20 protein-coding genes are annotated in these 21,266 nt (G+C 58.1%); 10 read left to right on the top strand and 10 right to left on the bottom strand.

Annotated features, from left to right (window positions below; all coding sequences use genetic code 11):
- Nucleotides 1–26: 26 nt before the first annotated feature.
- From ABYM29_RS00210 to ABYM29_RS00240, 7 genes are all read right to left on the bottom strand, one after another.
- The gene (locus ABYM29_RS00210; protein WP_372860625.1) at nt 27–1,727 is read right to left on the bottom strand and encodes an AMP-binding protein; all 1,701 of its coding nucleotides are present in this window, start codon (nt 1,725–1,727) and stop codon (nt 27–29) included.
- Nucleotides 1,728–1,854: 127 nt separating this feature from the next.
- On the bottom strand, nt 1,855–2,313 hold the full coding sequence (locus ABYM29_RS00215; RefSeq protein WP_372860627.1) for a hypothetical protein: 459 nt from the start codon (nt 2,311–2,313) through the stop codon (nt 1,855–1,857).
- 68 nt (nt 2,314–2,381) lie between these two features.
- Nucleotides 2,382–3,404, bottom strand: a complete 1,023-nt coding sequence (locus ABYM29_RS00220; protein ID WP_372860628.1) for an ABC transporter ATP-binding protein — start codon at nt 3,402–3,404, stop codon at nt 2,382–2,384.
- Nucleotides 3,356–4,330, bottom strand: a complete 975-nt coding sequence (locus tag ABYM29_RS00225; RefSeq protein WP_372860630.1) for an ABC transporter ATP-binding protein — start codon at nt 4,328–4,330, stop codon at nt 3,356–3,358. Before ABYM29_RS00225 ends, ABYM29_RS00220 begins: the two co-directional genes overlap by 49 nt.
- The gene (locus ABYM29_RS00230) at nt 4,327–5,628 is read right to left on the bottom strand and encodes an ABC transporter permease (protein ID WP_372860633.1); all 1,302 of its coding nucleotides are present in this window, start codon (nt 5,626–5,628) and stop codon (nt 4,327–4,329) included. The genes ABYM29_RS00225 and ABYM29_RS00230 overlap by 4 nt, the downstream gene beginning before the upstream one ends.
- On the bottom strand, nt 5,628–6,572 hold the full coding sequence (locus ABYM29_RS00235) for an ABC transporter permease (protein ID WP_372860635.1): 945 nt from the start codon (nt 6,570–6,572) through the stop codon (nt 5,628–5,630). Before ABYM29_RS00235 ends, ABYM29_RS00230 begins: the two co-directional genes overlap by 1 nt.
- Nucleotides 6,573–6,575: 3 nt before the next feature.
- Nucleotides 6,576–8,171: a peptide ABC transporter substrate-binding protein gene (locus tag ABYM29_RS00240; RefSeq protein ID WP_372860638.1), complete on the bottom strand. Its 1,596-nt coding sequence runs from the start codon at nt 8,169–8,171 to the stop codon at nt 6,576–6,578.
- A gap of 68 nt (nt 8,172–8,239) precedes the next feature.
- Between ABYM29_RS00240 and mnmC the strand changes: the two genes are divergently transcribed.
- Together mnmC and ABYM29_RS00250 are read left to right on the top strand one after the other, a co-directional pair.
- Nucleotides 8,240–10,279, top strand: coding sequence for a bifunctional tRNA (5-methylaminomethyl-2-thiouridine)(34)-methyltransferase MnmD/FAD-dependent 5-carboxymethylaminomethyl-2-thiouridine(34) oxidoreductase MnmC (gene mnmC / locus ABYM29_RS00245; RefSeq protein ID WP_372860641.1), 2,040 nt, complete (start codon nt 8,240–8,242; stop codon nt 10,277–10,279).
- A 78-nt stretch (nt 10,280–10,357) separates the two neighbouring features.
- A complete protein-coding gene (locus ABYM29_RS00250) occupies nt 10,358–10,858 on the top strand; it encodes a nuclear transport factor 2 family protein (protein ID WP_372860644.1) in 501 nt (166 codons plus the stop codon).
- On the opposite strand, the gene ABYM29_RS00255 is transcribed toward ABYM29_RS00250, so the two are convergent.
- Nucleotides 10,855–11,379, bottom strand: coding sequence for a nuclear transport factor 2 family protein (locus ABYM29_RS00255; RefSeq protein WP_372860647.1), 525 nt, complete (start codon nt 11,377–11,379; stop codon nt 10,855–10,857). The two genes, ABYM29_RS00250 and ABYM29_RS00255, sit on opposite strands and share 4 nt — an antisense overlap.
- Nucleotides 11,380–11,485: 106 nt before the next feature.
- Here ABYM29_RS00255 and ABYM29_RS00260 point away from each other — a divergent pair, with 106 nt between their 5' ends.
- On the top strand, nt 11,486–12,328 hold the full coding sequence (locus ABYM29_RS00260; RefSeq protein ID WP_372860649.1) for a glutaminyl-peptide cyclotransferase: 843 nt from the start codon (nt 11,486–11,488) through the stop codon (nt 12,326–12,328).
- Between the two features lie 45 nt (nt 12,329–12,373).
- Entirely contained in the window at nt 12,374–15,310 is a 2,937-nt protein-coding gene (locus ABYM29_RS00265; protein WP_372860652.1) for an insulinase family protein, read from the top strand.
- A 71-nt stretch (nt 15,311–15,381) separates the two neighbouring features.
- On the opposite strand, the gene ABYM29_RS00270 is transcribed toward ABYM29_RS00265, so the two are convergent.
- Both ABYM29_RS00270 and ABYM29_RS00275 read right to left on the bottom strand, forming a co-directional pair.
- Nucleotides 15,382–15,774, bottom strand: a complete 393-nt coding sequence (locus ABYM29_RS00270) for a Spy/CpxP family protein refolding chaperone (RefSeq protein WP_372860655.1) — start codon at nt 15,772–15,774, stop codon at nt 15,382–15,384.
- A gap of 27 nt (nt 15,775–15,801) precedes the next feature.
- Complete coding sequence (locus tag ABYM29_RS00275) at nt 15,802–16,245, bottom strand: regulatory protein RecX (RefSeq protein ID WP_372860657.1); 444 nt, start codon at nt 16,243–16,245, stop codon at nt 15,802–15,804.
- 166 nt (nt 16,246–16,411) lie between these two features.
- On the opposite strand from ABYM29_RS00275, the gene ABYM29_RS00280 reads away from it, so the two are divergent.
- From ABYM29_RS00280 to ABYM29_RS00305, 6 genes are all read left to right on the top strand, one after another.
- On the top strand, nt 16,412–16,600 hold the full coding sequence (locus ABYM29_RS00280) for a Flp family type IVb pilin (RefSeq protein ID WP_372860659.1): 189 nt from the start codon (nt 16,412–16,414) through the stop codon (nt 16,598–16,600).
- Nucleotides 16,601–16,652: 52 nt separating this feature from the next.
- The gene (locus ABYM29_RS00285) at nt 16,653–17,111 is read left to right on the top strand and encodes a prepilin peptidase (RefSeq protein WP_372860661.1); all 459 of its coding nucleotides are present in this window, start codon (nt 16,653–16,655) and stop codon (nt 17,109–17,111) included.
- 38 nt (nt 17,112–17,149) lie between these two features.
- On the top strand, nt 17,150–17,611 hold the full coding sequence (locus ABYM29_RS00290; RefSeq protein ID WP_372860751.1) for a TadE/TadG family type IV pilus assembly protein: 462 nt from the start codon (nt 17,150–17,152) through the stop codon (nt 17,609–17,611).
- A 158-nt stretch (nt 17,612–17,769) separates the two neighbouring features.
- Entirely contained in the window at nt 17,770–18,648 is an 879-nt protein-coding gene (cpaB, locus tag ABYM29_RS00295; protein ID WP_372860663.1) for a Flp pilus assembly protein CpaB, read from the top strand.
- A gap of 38 nt (nt 18,649–18,686) precedes the next feature.
- Nucleotides 18,687–19,997 carry a type II and III secretion system protein family protein gene (locus ABYM29_RS00300; RefSeq protein WP_372860666.1) on the top strand — a complete coding sequence of 437 codons (1,311 nt, stop codon included), beginning with the start codon at nt 18,687–18,689 and terminating at the stop codon, nt 19,995–19,997.
- Between the two features lie 16 nt (nt 19,998–20,013).
- Nucleotides 20,014–21,264, top strand: coding sequence for a CpaF family protein (locus tag ABYM29_RS00305; RefSeq protein WP_372860668.1), 1,251 nt, complete (start codon nt 20,014–20,016; stop codon nt 21,262–21,264).
- Nucleotides 21,265–21,266: the final 2 nt, after the last annotated feature.

Genomic DNA, 21,266 nt, shown 5'->3' on the forward strand with positions numbered 1-21,266 from the left:
GGCGCCCTGCTAAGCTGTTGCGCGATCTAGCTAGCGCGCTTGGCCATTTCCTCATCGCGAAGCGTGCGACGCAGCACTTTGCCGACATTGGTCTTAGGCAGCTCATCGCGAACCTCAATATAGCGCGGCATTTTATAGCCGGTGAGGCGCTCACGCAAAAAGTCCTTGAGTTCTTTTTCGTCAATCTCGCCCTGCTTGGGGGCGACAAAGATTTTCACCGCCTCGCCTGACTTTTCATCGGGCACGCCGATAGCCGCGCACTCGGCAATATTCGGGTGCGAGCTCAGCACATCTTCAATCTCATTGGGATAGACGTTAAACCCCGACACCAGAATCATGTCTTTCTTGCGATCGACAATTTTCAGATAGCCGTCTTCCTGCACCACGGCCACGTCGCCGGTGTACAGCCAGCCATCTTTGATGGTTTTTTCCGTCTCGTCAGGGCGCTGCCAATATCCCATCATCACCTGGGGACCGCGGATACACAGCTCACCGCGCTCACCGATGCCCACATCATTGCCCTCGTCATCTACCAAGCGAACCTCGGTACCGGGCAGCGGCAGGCCGATCGTGCCAACTTGATTGGCACCGCCTGGGTTTATCGACACCACTGGCGACGTCTCGGTTAGACCATAACCTTCAAACACCTCAGTTCCGGTCATTTCCTTCCAGGTTTTGGCCGCGCCCGCAGTCAGCGCCATGCCGCCCGACAGCGTCACCTTGAGCTTGGAAAAATCCAGGCCGGCAAATTCTGGGTGTTTACAAAGCTGCACAAACAGGGTGTTGATGCCACTCATCCCCGTCCACTGATAACGCTTCATTTCCTTAATCACACTATCCAGCTCACGCGGATTAGGGATCAGCACCGAGTGGTTGCCCTGCAACATCACCACAAAAGTCAGCATAAATGAGTAGATATGGTACAGCGGCAGCGGGGCGATAAAGGTCTCAGCGCCGCTGACCAAACCGTAGCTGGAAAAGTTTTCGCGGCTCTGCAACACATTGGCCATCAGATTGCGGTGACTAATCATCGCCCCCTTGGAAACACCAGTGGTTCCACCGGTGTATTGCAGCAGTGCCAGCGCTTCCTGGTCCGGCGCGGCCTTTCGGTACTGTTGGCTGCTGCCCTTTGCCAGCGCTTTACGCAGGCTGATGGACTTCTTAAATTTAAACGGCGGTACGGCTTTTTTCACATACTTCAAGGCCGCGTTGATCAGCGTGCGCTTAAGCGGCGGGTGCAAGTCGCCCACCTCAGTGACGATAACCGTCTCAACACCACTATCGGCCACCACCGCGGCCGCGGTCTCGGCAATATTTGCCAGTACCACAATCGCCTTGGCGCCGGAGTCATTGAGTTGGTGCTTCAGTTCTCGTTCGCTATACAGCGGGTTGGTATTCACGACGATCATGCCGGCGCGCAATGCGCCAAACAGCACTACCGGGTACTGCAAAATATTGGGCATTTGAATGGCAATGCGGTCACCCGCCTGCAGGCCGCTGTGCTGCTGCAGATAGCTGGCAAACTGTGCCGACAAACGGTCCAGGTCGGCATAACTCAGCGTGTGGCCAAGGCAGCTCACAGCGGGGTTTGCGGCGTATTCACTGACACAGTGGTCAAACATGCCAACTAAATTTGGAAATTGCGTTAAATCAACGTCGTTGGATAGACCAATCCGTGATCTCGCGGCGTTAATAACTTCTGCAATATGCTGTTGGTGATCAGACAAGGTCGCCCCCTCGGTGTATTTTTGTTATGGCCATATCGTCGTAGGCGCCAAAGACACAGGGCCTGGGCGCTAATTCACTAAGCCGGGCAAGCTAACGGCATTTGTGTTCACTGTCAACAAGCAGGCCCTAGCTGTCGCGAAACTGGTCCGGGTCCACAAACATCAGCCGCAAACGCAGATTCGCCGGCTGTCGCTGGTCAATACCCAGCACTAAGGCATTGATTTCGCCTTTAGTTTGACTGATCACCGGTACAAAAATCACATGCTCAGCGCCCTCTTGGTCGCTCATGAGCTGCGGCGTATTACCTGTTTTAAGAAAACGGGCATAACTGTCGACCAGCATCAATAGTTGATTGCGAAATGCGGTGAAGTTGAGCTGGCCGCGAAACTCATCATAGTTCATATCAAGGCTCACGCGCAGCAGCGAGCCATCTTCCATTTTCACATCATTGAGCAGTACCGCTTTACCGTCCGCCAAGGCCCGAAAAAAGCGCTTCGCATCACTGCGTTGAGCATCGACGATACAGTTCTTCAGTAGCGACGACGCCAATAACATCAGTGCCGGTATCTCAATATTCACATTCATTATCGATATTCCAATCCATCGTTAATCGGGCCAGGCATGCTAAAGCAAGGCCTCCAAGGGTACCAGTATCAGTCACTTGCTCCCGCTTCTAGCCAATCCAAGCGGTGGCAGGCTACCGCGGCTCCGCTAGTGGCGCGGCGCAGCCACGGCGGCTGCAATAGACATTCCGGCTGGGCATAGGGGCAGCGCCCGGCAAAGCGGCAGCCCATGTCGCTACTCAGGGGCGTGGGCAGTTCAGACGCCTGGTCTCGCGCCACCACCGCCAGTGGCGACGGCGCCAGTACCGGCTCGGGATGGGCGGCCAGCAACTGCCGGGTATAGGGGTGCAAGGGCTGTTCGAGGAGCTGCCAACAGGGGGCTAATTCCAATAGCTCGCCGAGGTACATCACGGCGATACGATCCGCCAAGCTGCCCAACACCGCCAAGTCGTGGGTAATGAAGATCATCGCTGTCGCACTGTCGCGTTGAATCTCGCGCAGCAGCTGCAGAATCTGGGCCTGTACAGACACATCCAGTGCCGACACCGCCTCATCACAGATCACCAGTTGCGGCTCGGTGATAAAAGCCCGGGCGATGCCCACGCGTTGGCGCTGACCGCCAGACAGTTGATGGGGATAGCGGCCCGCGAAACGCTGGCCCAAACCGACCCGCTCCAACCACTCATCAACCCGCGATCGCAAGGCCGCGCCGCGGCAACCACGCTGCTGCAGGGGCTCGGCGAGGCTAGCGGCAATCGTCATACGGGGGTTCAGGCTGGCGTAACTGTCTTGAAACACCATTTGAATATCGCCACCTTGCGCGCGCAGGGCGCTGCCGCTGCGGCGCCGCGATAAGCGCTGGCCAGCAAAATAGATATCGCCACTAGACGGTGTTTCCAGCCCGGCAATCAACCGCCCCAAGGTCGACTTGCCCGAACCGCTCTCGCCCACCAGGCCCAATACTTCGCCGGCCGCCAGCGAGAGACTCACACCGTCCACCGCCGCCAGATATTCATCACCTTGGGCAAAATGACAGCTGAGCAGTTCCACACGCAGCAGTTCCGTCATCGCCGCCACCGCCAGCGCAAAGGGTGCTCCGCATGCCAGCGCCAACAGCGCACCGCGCTGCCATCCGGCGTCAACAGCGTTGGCGGCGCCTCCTCACAAATTGCCATGCGCTGCGTACAGCGCGGCGCAAACGCACAACCCGATAACGGTCGACTCAGATCCGGCGGACTGCCGGGAATCGCCCGCATCGGCTCGCGGCTGTGCAACTTCGGCACCGCCGCGCGCAGCGCTTCGGTGTAAGGGTGAGCCGCAGCGCTAAACAGGGCCTGGCGAGTAGCCGACTCCACTGTCTCACCGGCGTACATCACCGACACCGTATCGGCGATATTCGCCACCACACCGAGATCGTGGCTGATAAACAGCAAGCTCGTGCCCTGCTCGCGCTGCAACTCTCTCAGAAGAGCCAGCACTTCCGCCTGCACGGTGACATCGAGTGCGGTAGTCGGCTCGTCGGCAATCAATAATTGCGGCCGGCAGGCCACCGCCAGAGCGATCATCACCCGCTGCAACATGCCTCCAGAAAACTCAAAGGGATACTGCCCCATTCGCTGCTCTGCGCGGGCAATGGATAGGCGCTCGAGCAGAGCAATCGCCGCGCGACGCGCCTGATGGCGAGACATATTGCGGTGCAACTGAAAGGACTCGCACAGCTGACTGCCTACACTTTGCGTGGGATTGAGGGCCGTCATCGGATTTTGAAAAATCATCGCGATCCGGCGCCCTCGCCAGTGTCGCCAATCACCGTGGCCCTGCGGCGGCAGGGCCTGTCCCGCAAGCTCCAGCCCGCCGGCAGTCAGCAGCGAATTAGCCGGCGCCAAGCCCAACAGACACATTGCCGTCAGCGACTTACCACTGCCCGACTCCCCCACCAGCGCCCGGCACTCACCGTCTTGCAGACTGAAAGAAACCTCGCGCAGTGCCGCGGTGTCGCCGATACGCAGCGCCAACTGTTCTACCCGCAACAAACTCATTGCGCCAAGCCTCCGCTGCGCTTATCACTGACATCGCGCAGTGCATCACCGAGAATATTGAAAGACAGCACCGCAATACTAATCATTGCCGCCGGCCACAATAATTGCCTGGGTTGCGACAACAGGGTTTTGATTCCGTCGTTGCACATCGCCCCCCAGGATGTGCTCGGCGGCGACACCCCCATACCAATAAACGACAAAAAAGCTTCAGTAAAAATCGCCTGCGGGATGGCAAAACTAAAGGCGACCAGCAGCATCGGCAGCACATTGGGCAAAATATGCCGCCACAGCAAGCGCGCGCTGCCGACCCCCGACAAACGCGCTGAATCGATGAAGGCCTGACTGCGCAGCGCCAATACCTGGCCGCGAATCAGCCGTGCACTGCTCGGCCAACTGAGCAATAACATAGCCAAAATCAGCGGTAAAATGCCGTTTTCTCCCGGGCCTATACCAAAGGCAATACGCAGCAGGATCATAAACAGCAAGAACGGCAGCGCCACCACGAAATCCGCCAGGCGCATGGCAAACTGGTCGAAACTGCCGCCGACATAGCCAGCCAGGCCGCCAAACACACTGCCAAAACCGATAAACAGCAGCGGCGCGACAATGCCGACAAACAGCGAACTGCGGCCGCCAGCCATCAAGCGCGCGAGCAAATCTCGCCCCAGGGCGTCAGTACCCATGGGGTGAGCCGGCAACATCACAAACTCGGGGAGCCGCCCATCATCCGCACCGACCAGGCCCTGTAATTGAGCTTCAAACAAGGAGATCGCCGGCTCGGGACGGGTTTCGACCGAAAACAGCTGAAGGTTGGTATCGGCATCGACCAGGGTATAGCGGTACACCTTGCGGCGCAGTTGCAGGTGATCTTCATAAGCGCGCGCGCGTCCCTGCCACAGCGGCAAACCTAAACCCGGCTGCCGGGCATCGGCGCGGTACAGGCGATAGCGTTTAACACCAGCCGGCGCCGGCCAGCGCAACTGAACCCGTTCAGTATTACTCTCCAGCACCTGCAGTCGCCGCGGCGGTATTGCCGGCAGCGGCGCGGCCCGCTCACCGTCAACCAAACGCGCAGCCAGCGCCGGTGTCGGCCCCCGAGAGATTTGTGAAAGCCATTGCTGGCTGGGGTCCTGAGACCACAGCAATGGTCCCAGGACAACAAACATCACCATAGCCAGCGCGGTCACCGCCGCCAGCAGCAAGGCCGTGCGCGGGCGGGCGACCGGCGCGACCGCCGGCGCCGGCGCAAGGACTTCTGGCGGCTGCCAGGGCGCAAAACGAAAAACCGGAATAGCCATCAGCTACGCCCCCGAACCAGACGGATACGCGGGTCGATCAGCCCATAACTAATATCAACCAAGACCACCACCAACACCAGGAAGGCGCCGTAAAACACCGTGGTTCCCATAATCACCGTGTAATCCAACTGCTGCACCGCCTGTACAAAATAACGGCCCAGACCGGGAATAGCGAAGATCAATTCAACAACAAACCCACCGGTGGTGATGGCCGCAATGGACGGCCCCAGCTCCGTCACCACTGGCACCAGCGCGTTGCGCAACTGATGGCGCCAAAAAAGACGACCGCCGCTGATCCCCCGCGACCGCGCCGCGAGAATATAGTCACTACTCAACACCTCCAGCATTGCGGCGCGACTGAGCCGGCTTAAATAGGCCATAGTTCCCAGCCCCAGCACCAAAGCCGGCACCCAAATATGGCTCAAACCGCCCCAACCGGCCACCGGCAACACCGTAGCACCGGCGGCCTGGTTAAGCCTTACGATTAGCAATTGAGCAAGCCCGGCGATCACAAAGCCGGGAACTGAAATGGCGGCAATCACGGCAAAGATCAATAGTCGATCCGGCCAGCGATTGCGGTAATGCGCCGCCACACTGCCCGCTGCAACCCCACCTACCAGGGCGATGGCGATAGCCGTCAAGCCAAGCAGCGCCGACACGGGGAAGTGCTCGCGGATAATATCGTTGACCCGGCGGTTTTCCTGGGTAAAAGAAATACCGAAATCGCCGCGCAGCATATTGCCTAAAAACAACAGGTACTGCTGCCCCAAAGGCTGATCGAGACCATAGCGCGCCTCCAACTGCGCGCGTACCGCCGGCGACATCGCCTTGTCCTGCGTCAGTGGATCGCCGGGCACCGCGTGCATGGCAAAGAACGTCGCCGTGGCGATAAACCAAATCGTCAGCATTCCCGACAACAGCCGGCGAACAATAAAATTCAACATTGCTTAGGGCTCTATCCAGGCATCGCGAAAATTGGGATCGCCACCAAACACCGAGCGGCGCACACCGCGCAACTTGGGATGCTGTACGTAGAGCATGGCATTTTCATAGGTGGGCAGTATCGGCACATCGTCCACCACCAGGTCTTGCAGCCTTGCCATTGCCGCAAAGCGGCGCTGCGGATCTGCGCTGTGCTGCGCCTCGCTCACCAGCCGGTCATACTCTGGGTTGTGGTAGCGGCCGCGATTATTATCGTTCCACGACGCAAACAGGTCCGCGAACGTCATAATATCATCGTAGTCAGGCCCCCAAGCCGCCGCCGCAATATCAAAGTCCCCGCGCCGCATTTTTTCAAGCCGTTGTTTAAACACCTGCTGATCAATGCGCAGATCCAGCCCCAAACCGCGTTTTAGTAAGTACTGATAATACTCCGCCTCCTGCAGCGCTCTGGGGCTGTCGCCGGCCAGCAACATCAGCGGCGGGAAATCCGTCAGCCCCAGCTCCTGTCTGGCGCGCTCGAGGTGGCGCCTCGCCACCGCCAAATTGGGACGAATACGCGACACCGGATACTCTTGCCGAAACGACTGCTGGCGGCCGCGCACGGTTACCGGAAACAGCGAATACGCCGGCAACACACCGGGTAAACCGATGATTTTATTGACCAGAGCATCGGGGTCGAGCACGTACTGAATAGCCTTGCGGAAATGGCGATTGGCGCTAATGCGCCCGGCGCGGAAATTAAACTCCAAAAAAAATAACGAGCCGCTGTGGAAGTGACGTATCTCGTAACCGCGCTTGACCGCCTCATCCAGCAAGCCCGTATCGAGGCTGGCCAGCGCAATCTGGCCGTCACGAAAGAGATTAAATTGCGCCCCCGGGTCGGCAGTGATATACGGCATATCGATCTGTTCAATGCGCAGCGCGGCGCTGTCCCAGTACTGTGGGTTGCGACGCAGCCGCAGCGCGGCACCATGCACCCACTTATCGAGAACAAACGGCCCGTTGAACAGCAATTTGTCCGCATCGGCCGCGTAACGCCGCCCCCACTGGGCGACCGCATCACTGCGCAAGGGCATATAACTCATAAATGCGGTCAGGCTTAGAAAATACGGACAGGGCTGCTCGAACTCCACGTGCAATTCACCTGGCGAGACCGCGCGGACACCCAATGCAGAGGGTGACAACTGGCCTTCGTTAATTGCTCTCGCATTCTTGATAGGGAAAAAAATAAACGCGTATTGCGAGGCGGTATCCGGCCGCAGTGCATACTGCCAGGCAAACACAAAATCCTCGGCGGTCACCGCCTTGCCATCACTCCAGCGCGCATCTTCACGCAGCCAAAACCGCGCACCATTCTCGCTAAGCTGCCAGCGTTCAGCGACCCCGCCCAACAACTCACCGTCGGCACCATAGCGCAGCAGGCCTTCCATAATATGGGACAGGACAAAGCTGGCAATCGTGTCTGTTGCCCGAGCCGAATGCAGGGTTGGCGGCTCCGTGGCAAGCGCCAGGCTCACGCGGCGCGCGTCCGCATCCACTGCCTGCGCCTGTATTGCGCCGCTGTTTAAACACAACAACACCGCGACCCAACACCTCAGCATTACAGATTGCACGACTTTCACTGTTACAATACGCCCCGCCTTTCCCATAGCTTTTTGCAGGCCTCTCATTGGACGACCGCGACAATCCCTACTCTATCGAATGTGCCCGCCTACAGTGGCAGGAAGGCATACCCAGTGCCAGCGACTACGGCGATGTGTATTTTTCCCGCGATGACGGCCTAGCGGAAAGCCGCTATGTATTTCTCGACCACAATCAACTCGAAGCGCGCTGGCGAAAACTGCCGCCCGACACCAGCGGTCGCTTTACTGTGTGCGAAACCGGCTTTGGCACCGGTCTGAATTTTTTATTGACCTGGCAGCTGTGGCGCGACTGTGCTCCAGCCGGTTGGACACTGCACTACATCTCCTGCGAAAAACATCCGCTGCAGGCGGCCGACCTGAACCGGGCACTGAACGCCTGGCCCAGTCTCGAACCGCTGTCCTCAATTCTACAGGACAATTATCCGCCGCTGATACCGGGTCAACACCGCAGACTATTACACAATTCACAAGTTTGCCTAGATTTGTTGTGGGGCGATATCGCCGACACCCTGCCGCAATTACTGGACAGCGTGAGCCCCGATAGCGGCACGCAGGCGGGCAGCGGGCCTGTCGACGCCTGGTTTTTAGACGGCTTTGCCCCAGCCAGCAATCCCGGAATGTGGCAACCGGCGCTGTTTGACGCCATGGCTCGACTCAGCCACCAAGGCAGCAGTTTTGCCACCTTCACTGCCGCCGGTATCGTCAAGCGCGGCCTGCGCAACCGCGGCTTTGTGGTTAACAAGGTCAAGGGGTTTGGCCGCAAGCGCGATATGCTCGCCGGCTATTTCGCCGCGGCGCCTGCTGCGGCGCCCGACGATGGCCTAACGCCCAGTCATTTACCCTGGCATCAACCCGCCGCCCGCCACAGACCGGCGACCGCCATTGTTATCGGTGGCGGACTAGCCGGCTGCAGTACAGCCCGTGCGCTGGCCGAACGCGGTGTACAGGTAACCGTAATAGAACGCTCGGCGGCAATCGCCAGCGCCGCCTCGGGCAATCCCCAGGGCGTGCTGTACACCAAACTGTCTCCCGAACCCGGCGCGCTCAACCTGTTTACCCTCAGCAGTTTCCTTTACGCCCAGCACCACTATCGGCGCATCGCAGCGGCAGGCCCATTAGAGGGCGAATTTTGCGGCGTACTGCAGCTGGCCAATAGCCCGCGCGAGAAGCAACTCCTCGAGCGCTTGCAATCGCAACTGGGCAACCACGACTGGCTGGAATTTGTATCACCGCAACAGGCTTCTGCACTCAGCGGCATCCCCATTGACCGACCCGGTATTTTCTACCCCGACGCCGGCTGGCTATCGCCACCGGCGGTCTGCCGCGAGCGCTGCAATCACCCGGGCATCACTGTGGTCAATCACTGCGAAGCCATCGAACTGAGCGATGACGGCGAGCAATGGCAGGTAATCAATGCTGGCGGCGAAGTGATTGCCCAGGCCGAGGCGGTGGTCATTGCCAACAGTCACGACGCCGGCCAGTTCAGTCAAAGCCACTACCTGCCACTGCGCAAAATCCGTGGCCAGCTCAGCTATTTCGACAGCGCCGCCATCACCCATCCCCCGCGCTGCGTCGTTTGTCACGAAGGTTATTTCGCTCCCGCCCTCCGCGACCAGTTCTGCATTGGCGCCAGTTTTAATCTCAAACAAGCCGACACCGAGGTGCGCGACGATGATCATCAGTTCAATATCGACACCCTGGCAAAACTTAACCCCCAGCTTCTGATCAGCGGCAGCTGGCCCAGCGGCGGCCGCGCCGGCCTGCGCTGCGCCAGCCCAGACTACCTGCCCATAGTCGGCGCGCTGCCCGATATCGGGGCCTTTGACCAGGATTACGCCGCACTGCGCAAAGACGCCCGCCAGTCGATCAACCGCACTGGCCGCTATCAACGCAATCTCTATGTCAACGTTGCCCACGGCTCTCGCGGACTGACATCCACCCCGCTGGCAGCCGAGCTTCTCGCCGCCTATCTCTGTGGCGAGAGCCGGCCACTGCCGCGGACACTCTGTGAAAGTGTATCGCCTGCACGATTTTTAATTCGCGATCTGATGCGCAACCGCCGCTAACCGGGCATCATCATAAATGTCACCTACATACTGAGCTGGCGTATAACAACAACCGGGGGCGGCCCCTTGGAGGCTTGAATGGACAACATCGACGCATTGGCGCAGCGCCTGCAACAATTGGAAGACATCGCGGCCATCACCGCGCTGAAATACCGCTATCTCAACGCCTGTGACGCCAAGCAGCCCGAGCAAGTGTTGGCCTGCTTCGCCGCAGGGCCCATCAATATCGATTTCGGTCATATCGGTCGATTCGACAGTCGCGAGGCCTTTGTAGAGGTTTTTACCGAACTGGGCTGCCATCCCCATATCGTCGACCTGCACCACGCCCAAAATCCGCTGATCCACATCGACGGCCCCAACCTCGCCAGCGGCAATATCGGCCTGCATTTTCAAAGCATTAACACCCGCGATAAGACCCGCTTACAGATGGGGGGGCACTACCGTGACCAATATCAGCGCATCGACAATCAATGGCGTATCACTGCCAGCTGTTTCAACGTCACCGCGGTGGAAATGACAGACTTTTCAGGCGGGCAAAGCGTCGTCACCTATGTTGGCAATTGCATGCCCCAACGTTAGTCAAGGCCGCGGAATAGCTGCGCCGACACATCGTCGGGCAGCGCCGCGCCCACTGCGGTTCCGGCAAATAGTGCAGACCTAAATTCACTGCGACTCGGCCGGCGCTCATTCCAGTCGGTGACGATCTGCCGATTACTGAATCGCCATTCACCGTTGCAGCGGCGATAGCGGTCGAGATAGCGGCCTCCGACCAGCAATTCCTCTTCCCCCTGGGGGCCGCGATAACGGTGGTAGGCCTGACAGTAAACTTCACCCACCGCGCACTCGCCCTGCAACGCAATTAAATGATTGCTCACCGAATGTACCGTTAGCAACATATTGTCGAGCTGACTGGGCAGCCAGCGAATATAGTCAGCTGCGCTGCCCTGAAACATCGCCCCGTGGTCCTCCGTGGCATCGCTGTGATATAGCGCCGGCAGCGCGTCGTAGTCTTTGCGATCCACCGCCCGACAGTACCGCAACACCAATTCCTGAATCGCCTGTTTGGCGAGTAACGACTCCAAACTATGCTCGTTATGCATCTACCCACTATCTCCCATATGTGATCAACGCCCGGCCAAAGGTGCGCAAGCCGCCGAGAACTGGCATAGTAAGGCCACAGACCAATGCCTAGACTACCTACTAGCCGTGTGTAAATATTTCCTTCACCGCTATCTGTACCTGCTGACTACGATCGCTGCGCTGCTTATTCCCAGCACATACGCCGAACAGCGCTCTGCCGGCGCCGAACCCCAACTTCCCTTCGAAATCCTTGCACGCTACCCCCACTCCAGTAACCTGTTCACCCAAGGGCTGGAGTTATTCCATGGTGAACTCTACGAAAGTAGCGGCCTCTATGGCCAGTCCAAGCTTGTCGCCCGCCCCTTTCCGCCACCGCCCCCCCCCCCGTCGCCAACACTGCGCGGCGTCACCCTGGACAAGCAGCTATTTGCCGAAGGTTTAAGCTTTCATCACGGCCGCCTGTATGTGCTGACTTGGCGCGCGGGCCAATTACTGGAAATCGACCCCGAGCGCTTTACCTTGTTGCGGCGTCACCCCTTTGAAGGGCAGGGCTGGGGACTGTGCTACCACCGCCAGAGAAAGATGTTTGCCATGAGCGATGGCAGCGACCAGCTGCAATGGCGCCTCGCCAGCGACTTTAGTCTAGTTGAGCGCCAGGCCCTGCGGGGCAGCGGCGATTATCAGCGGCTCAACGAACTGGAGTGCCACAGTGACTATGTGTTGGCCAATCGCTGGAAAACCAATGAAATCGTCGTGATACAGGCCAGCAGTGGCCAAGTGCTAGGCACCCTGGATCTCAGCGTGTTGCAACCCCCGGGCCTGCATGAAGAAGCCGTGCTCAACGGCATCGCCTACGACGCCAGAGACGACAGCTGGCTTGTAACGGGCAAACTCTGGCCCCATATCTATCGCATACGCATTACCCTACCCGCTACATTAGCGACCGGGACCACCACAAGTGCCCAGTAAAAATGCTAGGCTGCTCCCCTACTACCCTTAACAAGACAGGATGATATGACCGCAATCGCGACCACCGCTGCCCACCCCGCATTTGAATTACTGCACAGCGAAACCATCGACGCCCTGGGCGTGACGCTGAGCGAATACCGTCACCGCAAAACCGGCGCCAGCCATTACCATATCGCCGCCGACAACCCGGAAAACGTATTCCTTGTCGCCCTGCGCACCGTGCCCAATGACTCCAAGGGCGTGGCCCACATTCTCGAACACACCGCACTGTGCGGCAGCGAAAAATACCCGGTTCGCGACCCTTTCTTCATGATGATTCGGCGCTCCCTGAACAGCTTTATGAATGCCTTTACCAGCTCTGACTGGACCGCCTACCCCTTTGCCAGCAGCAACCGTAAAGATTTCGACAACTTGCTGCAGGTATACCTGGACGCCGTGTTTTTCGCGCGACTACATCCACTAGACTTTGCCCAGGAAGGCCATCGCCTGGAATTTACTGAGCGCGACAACCCCGACTCTGCACTGCAGTTCAAAGGCGTGGTGTTCAATGAAATGAAAGGCGCTATGAGCTCAGTGCCCAGCCGACTGTGGCACACGCTGTGCAAATATCTGTTCCCGACTGTCACCTATCACCACAACAGCGGTGGCGACCCCGAAGCCATTCCCGACCTGAGTTACGATGAACTCAAAGCGTTTTACAACACCCACTACCACCCCAGTAACGCCATCTTTATGAGCTATGGCGACATCACTGCCGCCGAGCATCAAGCGCGCTTTGAGGAGCTGGCACTGTCGCGTTTTGAGGCCCTCGACAATAGCATCAGCGTGCCCGATGAAAAACGCTACCACGCACCGATTCGCGCCCACGAGGCCTATCCACTGCCGGCCGGCGACGACCCCAGTGGCAAAACCCACATCGTGGTGTCTTGGCTGCTGGGCAACAGCAGTGACCTGGACAGCCTACTAGAGGCACAATTGCTGGCCGGAATTCTGCTCGACAACAGTGCCAGTCCACTGATGCATGCCCTGGAAACCAGCAAGCTTGGCAGCTCGCCATCGCCAATGTGCGGCCTGGAAGACTCAATGCGCGAAATGGTGTTGGCTTGTGGCCTCGAAGGTAGCGAGGTGGAACATATGTCAGCCGTCGAACAGCTGATACTCGGCACCTTGCAGCAATTAATAGACGATGGTGTCGATCCAGACAAGGTCGAATCCGTACTGCACCAGCTGGAGCTGCACCAGCGCGAGATCAGTGGCGACGGCTATCCCTACGGGCTGCAGCTGATTCTCAACGGCCTGGGCGCAGCCACGCACCGCGGTAATCCCATCGACGCCCTGAATTTAGACCCGGCGCTCAGGCGACTGCGCGAGAAAATTGCCCAAGCCGACTATATTCCCGGTCTGCTGGCCAATTTGCTGGACAACCCCCACCGCGTCACGCTGGTCTTCAGTCCCGACCAACAATACCAACAGCGAGCCGAACAGGCTGAACAGCAGCGCCTCGCCGCCATCAAGGCCAACCTGGACAGCACACAAAAACAGCAAATCATCGACCAAGCTGCGGCCCTTGCCGAACGCCAAACGGCAACCGAGGACGAAAGTATTCTGCCCCGCGTAGGCCTAGATGATGTCGCCCTAGAGACACCCGAATTGCCCTACCGGAACGAGGCCCTAGGTAGTCTGCCCTGCTGTATTTACGAGCGCGGCACCAACGGCCTGATCTACCAGCAGCTGCTGATCGAATTGCCGACATTGAGCGATGAGGAATTATCGCTGCTGCCGCTGTACACCCAAACCATCACCGAGCTAGGCCTCGGCGACCAGGACTATCTGCAAGTACAAGCTCACCAGGCCGCGGTATGCGGCGGCATATCGGCCTACACCAGTATGCGCGGCGACATCGACGACGAGCAGCAGACAAAAGCCTATTTAGTGCTGTCTTCCAAGGCGCTACTGCGCAATGCCGTTGCGCAAGCCAAATTAATGCGCGACACGCTGGAAGCGCTGCGTTTTGACGAGCACGATCGCATTGCCGAACTCCTTGCCCAACTGCGCGCACGCCGCGAGTCGTCGATTACCGGCAACGGCCACGGCCTTGCCATGACCGCAGCCTGCGCAGGCATGAGCCCGGTCGCACACCTCACTCAACGCCTATCCGGACTAGACGGAATTGTGGCGCTAAAGGCCCTAAGCGACGGACTGACCGGCGACGGCAAAGCTGCACTGGCCAACACCTTGCAAGACATTCACCAAAAAATAATCACCGCCAAGCGCCAGTTATTACTTATCGCTGAACAACAGGGCCTTGAAGAGCAGCGCCAGGCACTGGCCGAGGTGTGGACAGACTTCCAGAGCGACGGCACACAGGCGCTAAATAGCCCGGCGATACGCGAGCCACGGCGGGAGTTTTGGGTTGCCAATTCCCAAGTCAACTTCTGCGCCAGTGCCTACCCAACGGTCGCATCCAACCATCCGGATGCCGCCGTACTCAGCGTGTTGGCGGTATACCTGCGCAACGGCATCTTGCATCGCAGCATTCGCGAACAAGGCGGCGCTTATGGCGGCGGCGCCTCGCAGGACTCTAATATCGCTGCCTTTCGCTTTTACTCCTACCGCGACCCTCGTCTGCAGGAAACCCTGGAGGACTTCCGCAAGGCCATTGACTGGATGCTCAACACCCCGGTGAGCGACGACGCACTGGAACAGGCCATTCTCGGGGTGGTGGGCAGCATCGACAAACCCGGTTCACCGGCCGGCGAGGCCAAACAAGATTTCCACAACCGCCTGTTCGGCCGGGCCCTTGACGACCGCCGGCGCTTCCGCAGCCGCGTACTCGCCGTGCGCGCTGAAGACCTGCTGAGAGTCACTCAGCAATACCTAAAGGACGTTGAACCCAGTATCGCCGTACTCAGCAACAGTGCCATAGGTGAACAACTGCAAGACTGGCTGAACGCTCAGCAGTTTGTTCAGCGCCAGCTGTAGTCGCAACGGCGGTATTGCCGGAGGACTTGGCGGCAGGCGCCGCCAACCCTCGCCCTCGGCGAGCCGCCGCGCTAGCGGCCCGCCTCGCGCAAACGACTATACTCTGCCTGCTGCGCCGGCGTGAGCAGGCGATAGAAGTCCAACTGCGTCTGCAACACGACCCCCGTGTGGCGGGCCGCCACCGAACCCGCGCGCTGACTCATCGCGGCAATGGTTGTGCGACTGATATCCGCTAGCGGCTGCTGTCTCATGTCTTCGCGCAGCGTATCACCAGCCCGTTTCAGCGCAGCAGCTTTGCGAACATAGCGTGCAAGCAGCTTATTAACCTGTTCACGCTGCGCGCTACTGAGCTCAAGCTCGTCAACCAAAGCAGCAATACCCTCGCTACTGAGCTGATCACTGGCCCGTGCCGGCTCCAGCCCACCGCAATAAAAAACGCTGACGAGTAATAACAAACGAATCATTGATAACAGTCCTCAACCGTACAACGGCTAGCCAAGACGGCAAAGCTCGCGGATTTGCTCTGCGTCAAAACCGCGATAATGTAAAAAGCGCTGACGCTTAGCCAGCTCTCGCAGATCTGCGGGAGGGCCGCCGCCAAATTTCTTCTCACACACACTCTCTAGCCGCTGCCACCAATCAATGTCGGCAACGGCCAGCGCATGTTGAACTCCCTGTTCATCGATACCGCGCTCACGCAGTTCCAGGCCGATACGCAGTGGACCAAACCCGGCGTTGGCGCGCATACGCAGGTAACTCTCGGCAAAGCGGCTATCGGACTGCAGCCCCTCCTCAGCTAAGCGCTGCAATTGCACACTGATCTCGCTGTCGCCATCGTCAAAGCAGCGTGCCAACTTGCGTTGCAATTCAACCCGGCTGTGCTCCCGACGCGCCAACAAATCCATGGCTTTTTTTCGAATTTCCTTCGCTGACACCTCATGCTCCCGGCACTCTCGTACGTAGCCAAAACACTGAAATTAGCTACGCTAACTACGGCAAGTACTTATTCTTTTCTTTCTGTGTAAATAACACAGTACTCCCTAAACGGGCATTGACACGAAATCGAGCCAACCCGACTTTACCACCATGGAGAAATACCCAATGCTAATGCTAATGCAAATGCTGTTAAACGGAACCCGCACACTCCGCAAGGATGAAAAAGGGGCAAGCGCGATAGAGTATGCCGTCATGGCTGCGGTCTTGGTTGCGGTCATTATACTGGCCATTCAGTTACTCGACCTCGATGGCGTATTTACTGACATCAACACCGCCATTGACGCTGCAGCTTAACAAAAGTCGGCCTTACCAATAAGGCAGCTATGGCAGCAGTATTTTGACCTCGATGCTCCTTATGATCGCCATGGTACCGGTTGCGCTCAGCGACTGGTACCTGCGCCGCATCAGTAACTCACTCAATTTAGTGATACTGCTAGCGGCGCTGTGCGTGTTTTTCAGTGAGCATAGCCTCAGTTACCAAACGTGGCTAATCAATGCCGCTCTCGCCCTGTGCATTACCCTACCCGGCTATTTGCGCGGCGCCATGGGCGGCGGCGATGTCAAACTGTTACTGGCATTATCGCCGGCCTGGAACCCCGTACATTTTATGCTGGTCTTCGCAGTTGGCATTGGCACATTACTCACCATCCTCGCAGCCGCTCAAGCGATAAGTAGCTGTCGTCGCCCGGTTACCGGCAGGCTACTGACAGCAGCGCCGCTGCAGCGCGGGCTGCCGGTTGGTACCGCGATATTTGTCGGCATGATATTAACCGCAATGATCAGCGCCGCTGGCCTGATTGTATGAGCCACACAGACGCCGCTCACAGCAGGAGAACCACTGTGATGAGACTAAAAATAGCCGGGATACGCCCCTCAGTATCCGGAAAGCGCACTCAAACGGGCTCAACAGCCATCGAGTTTGCGTTAATCTTCCCCGCTTTTTTTGCCATCATCTATGCCATCGTCAGTTACGGCATGGCCTTTCTGATTTTGCAAAGCTTAACCTATGCCGGCGAGGACGCACTGCGCGCAGCCCTCGGGACAGACTGTGCGGCCGCGATCTGTACCGCCGAAGAGCTCGAGCCCATTGTCGCCCAGCAAGTGCGCGATTCACTAAGTTGGCTATCGACCAGCATCGTCAACGACTCCATTGCCGGTGACGATTTTTTTAGCTGCGATGCCAATATGCTGTGCACGGTTCGCCTCAGTGTTCCGCCAGTCCTCGGCGGACTGACCCTGCCCTTGGTTGGGCAAGTCCCAAAACTACCCGCCCAACTGGTCGGCAATGCCAGTCTGCGTATGTAACGACACACCATACAGAACGACCATATACCTATACGTAGCAGCCACGATATCGCCATTACGTCACACGATCTAGGATCAGGGCAACAGGAAGTGAGCCCACTAGGCCGCGTCAAGGAAGACTTAAACCATTGTTTACCCGTGCATTAAGGGACGAATCCATGCAAGCAAGGACTCTGAAAATTATCGCTGCACTACTCATCGTCAGCGCCGTCATTATGGGAATTATCGGCTACCGCATCAGTCAACAAGACGCCCTTCGCGATCAACAGCGCCAAACCGCCGCCTCCCAAGCTGACTCATACACCTACGCACAAAAACTGGTTATCACCACCCGTGACATCGCCAAAGGCGAGCCCCTCAGCGAGGACGCCTTGATGCAGGTTCCCTACGCGATCACCGTTGAGGGCAGTTACGCAACCGTCCAATCACTACTAGACAAACGCAGTAAACAAGCCATCCCCAAGGGCGCCATCGTTCGCAGTAGCGACTTCGAGGACAACAGTACGCTGGCCGCACAAATCCAACCCGGTTATCGCGCTGTCGCCGTCAAAGTCGACGAAGTCATTGGCACCGGTGGCTTCCTCAAACCCGGTGACTATGTGGATGTCATCTTTAACAGCCGTGCCAGTAAAGAAACCAACAACCGCAGTCTGGCTCGCAGGGTGCTGCGCGACATCCGCCTGATCGCCTTCGGCGACGAAGTCGAAGGGCAAACAACACCCCAGACCACCAGCAGCAGCAAGACAGCGACCAAGGATAAGGACAACGGCAAGCGCAGCCGCTCCGCCGTGCTTGAGGTGGCACTGGCAGATGTCAACCGGCTAATCCTCGCCGAAAGCAGCGGTTCACTGCGGCTGGTCGCCCTGGGTGAAGCCGATCAGCTCGCCCTACAGCAAAGCGATGACACCGAAGCTGAATTAGGCGAAGACAAGGCCACGGTGATGCGGGAAGTCACCGGCTTTAAGCCCGCACCGCCACCCAAATCGATCTATATGTATAGCGGCGACAAAGTTGAGACCATCCGGGTACGCAACTAATGCAGCGACCAACCGCCCACCGATACGGAGTATCCATTATGAAACAGGGAATTTTGCTTGCATTGCTGCTCACTCTAACAGCGGGCATTCAAGCGGAACCATACAAAACCCTGCGACTGGAAATGGGTGAACAGCAAATGCTGACCACCAAGTACAGCGTGAAACGCAGCGCAATTGGCCGCCCGGAGGTCGCCTCATTAAAAGTGCTGAACTCAAGAGAGTTCCTGCTGACTGCCAAACAACTGGGAGCAACCAGTTTATTGTTGTGGCAAGGCGGCAAAGAGCCCACTGAGTTTCGCATCGAGGTGATTCCAACACTACCCGCCAACAGCCGCGGGGGGGTCGCAGTAGACAACCACGGCCCCTTTGTCAGCCTGGAGGGCGAAACCCAATCGCTGGAACAGCACCAGCAGTTGCTCGCCGTCAGCGGCCCAAATGTCCTGGACAACACCAGCCAGCGCGGTGCCATACAGGTGCAAACCGATATCCGCATCGTAGAGTTTAGCCGTTCACAACTAAAGCAAATTGGCACCGCTCTGTCCTACCTTGGCAGTGACACCTCGGCGGCTAGCGGCTCTAGTGGACTGCTGCCGCTGCTCGATGGCAGCGGCCCACTGGGCGCCCTGCTCGGCCTAACCCCTGCGGGCGGAGATGCCTCGTCGATACTGGTCGGCCACGCCAAAAATGGCTTCCGCGCGGCCCTCAATGCCCTGGCGCGCAACGGTTATGCCTACACTCTGGCCCAGCCCTCCCTGGTCAGTTTATCGGGCCAGACCGCAACCTTTCTGGCCGGCGGAGAATTCCCTTACCCGGTGTCTAACCGCGACGGCCAAGTGCAGATCGAGTACAAAGAATTCGGGGTTCGGCTACACCTGACCCCCACGGTGCTGAGCGAAAATAGCATCATGCTCAAAGTCGCCCCGGAGGTTAGCGACCTCGATTTTGGCAGCGGCGTGCAAGCCGCCGGCGTATCGGTACCCTCACTGCGGGTTCGACGCACCGATACCTCGATTCAATTGGCGCCCGGTGAAAGCTTTATCATCAGCGGCCTAGTCAGCCGCAACACATTTACCAACGCAGACCGGGTACCTGGACTGGGCGACATCCCCGTTCTCGGTGCACTGTTTCGCTCAACTCGCTTCTCGCAAGACGACAAAGAGCTGCTGATGATCGTCACACCTCACTTGGTTAAACCTATCGCGAGAGATGCCGAGCTACCCGAGTTACCCGGCGAGACGTACAGTCACTACACGCCTTCTCTAACCGATATGCTATTCCGCGACATCGACAAGGCCGCCAGGCGAACCTCTCGCAAGTCTTCAAAACCTGACGTCGGCTTCGCCAACTAAGTACAGGAGAGCATAGATGAGACTTATCGACCGCCGAACACCTGACAGCCCTGGCGAACACCATGATGAATATGAAAATCTCAAGGCGGCACTACACCGCTTTGTCATAGACCGAATTGAAGATGACAACATCATCTACGACGATGACTCAAAGAAGCTTGAGGAAGCCATTGGCACCTACATCCGCCAGTACTGCCGCATTTATGAGGTCAACATTGGCCGCGACAAATTCGACAACCTAGAAAAAGAATTGCTCAACGAAATCGTTGGCTTTGGTCCACTGCAAGTACTGCTCGAAGACCCCGACATCAATGACATTCTTATCAATGGCCCACGCCGCATTTTTGTCGAGCGCCGCGGTGTCCTGGAACAGTCATCGATGCGTTTCCTGGACGATCGCCATGTTCTGCGGGTCATTCGCCGAATGATCTCCCCCTTGGGGCGACGCATAGACGAGTCCAGCCCAATTGTTGACGGCCGACTGGCCGACGGCAGTCGCATCAACGCCATCGTGCCACCGCTAGCGCTCGACGGCCCCTGCCTGTCCATCAGGAAATTTCGCAAGGACCCGCTCACCGCCGAAGAACTACTAGCCGCCGGCTCCATCACCGACGAGGCGCTCAGCTATCTCACTGACGCAGTGGGCCAGCGCCGCAATATTTTAATCAGCGGCGCCACCGGCTCAGGGAAAACCACGCTGCTGAACATTTTGAGTCAATATATCCCGCCCACCGAGCGTATTGTCACCATAGAAGACGCTGCCGAACTGCAGCTGCGCAACAGCCACGTGGTGCGCCTGGAAACCCGCCCGGCCAATAACGAAGGTGTGGGCGAAATCAGCTCGGGTGAACTGGTGAAAAACGCCCTGCGTATGCGCCCTGACCGCATCATCGTCGGCGAAAGCCGCGGGGCCGAGGTGGTGGATATGCTGCAAGCCATGAACACCGGACACAGCGGCTCAATGAGTACAGTCCACTCTAACTCGGCTGCCGATGCCATCACCCGTTTGGAAATGATGGTCGGGATGTCGGGCTTTAAGGGCTCCAGTGAACTGATTTTAAAAATGATTGGCAGCGCTCTCGACCTCATTATCCACATTGGTCGGCAAAGTGATGGGCGCCGCTGCGTCATGCAGATTTGCACTGTAGAAGCGTTGCGCGACGGCCTGTGTTTGCAGGAGGTGTTTAGCCTGACAGACAACGAATTGTGCCGCTGCCCCGCCGACAGCAAGGTACCGCTGTATAGCAACAAGGCCTCAGGAGTATAAGC

The organism is Spongiibacter sp. (assembly GCF_041602295.1).
Taxonomy (GTDB): domain Bacteria; phylum Pseudomonadota; class Gammaproteobacteria; order Pseudomonadales; family Spongiibacteraceae; genus Spongiibacter.

What these genes read in the sequence shown, in the direction of transcription:
- ABYM29_RS00215 (WP_372860627.1), bottom strand. Translation starts at nt 2,313, where the DNA reads ATGAATGTGAATATTGAGATACCGGCACTGATGTTATTGGCGTCGTCG.
- ABYM29_RS00225 (WP_372860630.1), bottom strand. Translation starts at nt 4,330, where the DNA reads ATGAGTTTGTTGCGGGTAGAACAGTTGGCGCTGCGTATCGGCGACACC.
- ABYM29_RS00230 (WP_372860633.1), bottom strand. Translation starts at nt 5,628, where the DNA reads ATGGCTATTCCGGTTTTTCGTTTTGCGCCCTGGCAGCCGCCAGAAGTC.
- ABYM29_RS00235 (WP_372860635.1), bottom strand. Translation starts at nt 6,572, where the DNA reads ATGTTGAATTTTATTGTTCGCCGGCTGTTGTCGGGAATGCTGACGATT.
- ABYM29_RS00240 (WP_372860638.1), bottom strand. Translation starts at nt 8,171, where the DNA reads ATGCTGAGGTGTTGGGTCGCGGTGTTGTTGTGTTTAAACAGCGGCGCA.
- ABYM29_RS00250 (WP_372860644.1), top strand. Translation starts at nt 10,358, where the DNA reads ATGGACAACATCGACGCATTGGCGCAGCGCCTGCAACAATTGGAAGAC.
- ABYM29_RS00255 (WP_372860647.1), bottom strand. Translation starts at nt 11,379, where the DNA reads ATGCATAACGAGCATAGTTTGGAGTCGTTACTCGCCAAACAGGCGATT.
- ABYM29_RS00265 (WP_372860652.1), top strand. Translation starts at nt 12,374, where the DNA reads ATGACCGCAATCGCGACCACCGCTGCCCACCCCGCATTTGAATTACTG.
- ABYM29_RS00270 (WP_372860655.1), bottom strand. Translation starts at nt 15,774, where the DNA reads ATGATTCGTTTGTTATTACTCGTCAGCGTTTTTTATTGCGGTGGGCTG.
- ABYM29_RS00280 (WP_372860659.1), top strand. Translation starts at nt 16,412, where the DNA reads ATGCTAATGCTAATGCAAATGCTGTTAAACGGAACCCGCACACTCCGC.
- ABYM29_RS00285 (WP_372860661.1), top strand. Translation starts at nt 16,653, where the DNA reads ATGCTCCTTATGATCGCCATGGTACCGGTTGCGCTCAGCGACTGGTAC.
- ABYM29_RS00290 (WP_372860751.1), top strand. Translation starts at nt 17,150, where the DNA reads ATGAGACTAAAAATAGCCGGGATACGCCCCTCAGTATCCGGAAAGCGC.
- cpaB (WP_372860663.1), top strand. Translation starts at nt 17,770, where the DNA reads ATGCAAGCAAGGACTCTGAAAATTATCGCTGCACTACTCATCGTCAGC.
- ABYM29_RS00300 (WP_372860666.1), top strand. Translation starts at nt 18,687, where the DNA reads ATGAAACAGGGAATTTTGCTTGCATTGCTGCTCACTCTAACAGCGGGC.
- ABYM29_RS00305 (WP_372860668.1), top strand. Translation starts at nt 20,014, where the DNA reads ATGAGACTTATCGACCGCCGAACACCTGACAGCCCTGGCGAACACCAT.